Source organism: Vibrio sp. 10N.239.311.G01, assembly GCF_041465805.1.
Taxonomy (GTDB): Bacteria; Pseudomonadota; Gammaproteobacteria; order Enterobacterales; family Vibrionaceae; genus Vibrio; species Vibrio crassostreae_C.
Map to the genome: position 1 here is coordinate 1 of NZ_JBFSRM010000062.1, position 2787 is coordinate 2787.

Consider the following 2787-nt stretch of genomic DNA (forward strand, 5'->3'; position numbering starts at 1 on the left):
GGCTACCGATGTATTGTTGAACGCGAAATGTACAGCAAAGATCAACACGCCCTAGGTATTAATGTAAATGTAAGAGCAAGAAAAAATAAAAGAACTAGGACGAGTAGGCTTGAAAGTAGATCGGCCATATAGTCGACTTTCACTGGTATCACATTCAGCCGAAGAGGTTGAAGTAGAGCTCGCTACGACGAATATGTTGGCCAGATGAAACCAACAAGCCCTAGTGAGCTGTGCATCATTTTATCGACTTAAGCTTTCAAAGTAATGCTGAACAAATTTAACGAACACTTGGTGTTTCTTTGCCGGATAAATAACTTGCGGATAGAACAGATAAATACTGTTGCCTTGTTGCAGACATTCATCAGGCAGCACTCGCTCTAACTCTCCAAGCTCGATCTCTTTCGCAACGTAGTAACTTGCAATACGGATGATGCCACTGCCTGCCATGGCTTGTTGCTTAAGCAGGTGGTTGTCATTACTTGAAAGCCAGCCGGACACATCAATATTTACCGATTTTAAAGGCCACTCGGTTTGGTGCAGAGTTGCTAAGCATTGATGATCACTTAAGTCACTCACATTGGTAGGGCGACCAAATTGGTTAAGATAACCGGGAGTCGCGACTAAATCATGTTGATAGCTAATCAAGTGTTTCGCCACCATGTTGTCAGGTGGCGTATTGGTGGCACGAAACGCGATATCGATATCATCTTGATTGAGATTAAAGTTGGTGTAGCTGCTGTTTATCTCAAAGCGGATTTCTGGATATTGTTGCCTAAACTGTTGGCAGATATCGAATAGATATACCTCAGTAAACATCTTTGGTGCGGTGAGGCGCAATAGACCTTTTACGATGTCGTGTTGCTCAGAAACACTGCGTTCAAGCTGTAAAACTTGCGAGCGAATCGTTAAGCCTTGTTGCAACGCGCGTTCGCCTTCTTGGGTTAAACGAACACTGCGCGTGGTTCTGACCAAAAGCGGGCACTGTAAATCATTCTCTAAACGTTTGATCTGCTCAGAAAGGTAGCTCTTAGAGATACCGAGCTTTTCAGCTGCCTTGGTAAAGTTGAGTTGCTGAGCAAGTTCTACAAACAAGATCAGTCGTTCAATTCTTTTGTGTTCGTTCATTCGCACATTCCTACTAATCTATTGTTCGTCATATCAAACAATCATTTCGTAACTAGCATATTCTGTTTTTTAAAAAGAACAATATGATAGAGGCATATTTATGGTCAGCAAATCTTCTAAGCGAGAATCGATATGACGAACAGCATTGAATCTACAAACAAAACGAATGATAAAAATCGTATCCCATTATCAAATTATCTGCCGAATGTCGGCCAAGTCGCCTATGGCTGCATGGGGTTAGGTGGTGGCTGGAATGATAATCCAGTGACAAGTGCGGATGTTGCTCAAACACGAAGCGTAATCGAGACAGCATTAGAATCGGGTATTAACTTATTCGATCATGCGGATATCTATACGTTCAGCAAAGCTGAGCAAGCTTTTGGTCAAGCGTTACAACAAGCGCCTGAATTACGTGATCAGATGTTCATTCAATCTAAGTGTGGGATTCGTTTTGAAGGTGAGGGCAATGTCGGTCGTTATGATTTCTCGGTAGATTGGGTAAGCCAATCGGTAGACGGTATTCTCAACCGATTGAATACTGAAAAGCTCGATGTGCTGTTATTACATCGTCCTGATCCCTTGATGGAACTCGATGACCTGGCAAGAGTGTTAGAGCACTTAAAAGCGCAGGGTAAGGTCGATTTCTTTGGTGTGTCGAACATGAACAGTCACCAAATTCAGTACCTGCAATCTGCACTTGGGCAACCCATTGTCGCGAATCAAGTTGAGATGAGCTTAGCCAAGTTGGATTGGTTGAACGATGGGGTGATGATTAACTCGCAAGGGCACCATCAATCAGACTTCGCCGCAGGCACTCTTGAACATTGCCAAATGAATGACATCCAATTGCAAGCTTGGGGTTGTTTGGCACAAGGCCGATTTGCTGAGCAAGGTTTGTATTCAGAACATGAACACGTGAAAAAGACGGCGCACTACGTGGCTCAGTTAGCAAATCAATATGGCGTAGAAAGTGAAGCGATTGTGTTGGCATTTTTGCTTCGTCACCCAGCTCGTATCCAACCTGTTATTGGCACCACAAATCTAGACCGAATCAAAGCTTCAGCGGTAGCGACTCAGATAAACCTATCTCGTGAAGAGTGGTACAACTTATACGTGTACTCACGTGGTCAAGCACTGCCATAAGGAATGAGCATGTTGAATCAAAAGATCGCACAACAGTTGGTGTCTAACGCTCTAGACATTGCCGAGCATAATCAACAAGCAATTGCGGTGAGCGTGTGTGATACGCACGGAGAGTTACTGGCGTTTATTCGCATGGATAATGTGAGCGTACAAGCTGGATTGTTAGCACAGAACAAAGCTTATACGTCTGCAAGAGACAAACAGCCAAGTGGTAACTTAGGTGCTTGGGCAAAAGAAACTGGTAAAGACTTAAATTACTGGACTGACCCTAAGATCACTGGCTTTAAAGGCGGTGTTCCCATTGAGTTAAAGGGGCAGGTGATTGGCGCTATTGGTATCAGCGGATTAAGTGAAGATGACGATGAAGCACTTGCTGAGAAAGTGATTCAACTTGTGCTCTAAGTGCTGTTGCTTGTGCAGCAATGGAAGTTAGAAGTAACAGATAATAAAAAACCGATGCATGTGCATTAATGCCGATCAGTTAAAGCCAAAGCGATCGGTTGAAGGATCCTTCAGAGC

At 43.6% G+C, this 2787-nt stretch carries 3 protein-coding genes; 2 read left to right on the forward strand and 1 reads right to left on the reverse strand.

The window, feature by feature from the left end:
- Window positions 1–240 precede the first annotated feature (240 nt).
- Window positions 241–1125, reverse strand: coding sequence for a LysR family transcriptional regulator (locus tag AB6D06_RS22330; protein WP_065584229.1), 885 nt, complete (start codon window positions 1123–1125; stop codon window positions 241–243).
- 132 nt (window positions 1126–1257) lie between these two features.
- Here AB6D06_RS22330 and AB6D06_RS22335 point away from each other — a divergent pair, with 132 nt between their 5' ends.
- Both AB6D06_RS22335 and AB6D06_RS22340 read left to right on the forward strand, forming a co-directional pair.
- Window positions 1258–2268, forward strand: a complete 1011-nt coding sequence (locus AB6D06_RS22335; protein WP_102458687.1) for an aldo/keto reductase family oxidoreductase — start codon at window positions 1258–1260, stop codon at window positions 2266–2268.
- 9 nt (window positions 2269–2277) lie between these two features.
- The gene (locus tag AB6D06_RS22340; RefSeq protein ID WP_372101479.1) at window positions 2278–2670 is read left to right on the forward strand and encodes a heme-binding protein; all 393 of its coding nucleotides are present in this window, start codon (window positions 2278–2280) and stop codon (window positions 2668–2670) included.
- Window positions 2671–2787: the final 117 nt, after the last annotated feature.

Bases quoted from the DNA above. Each gene is read 5' to 3' on its own strand.
- AB6D06_RS22330 (WP_065584229.1), bottom strand. From the start codon at position 1,125: ATGAACGAACACAAAAGAATTGAACGACTGATCTTGTTTGTAGAACTT.
- AB6D06_RS22340 (WP_372101479.1), top strand. From the start codon at position 2,278: ATGTTGAATCAAAAGATCGCACAACAGTTGGTGTCTAACGCTCTAGAC.
- AB6D06_RS22335 (WP_102458687.1), top strand. From the start codon at position 1,258: ATGACGAACAGCATTGAATCTACAAACAAAACGAATGATAAAAATCGT.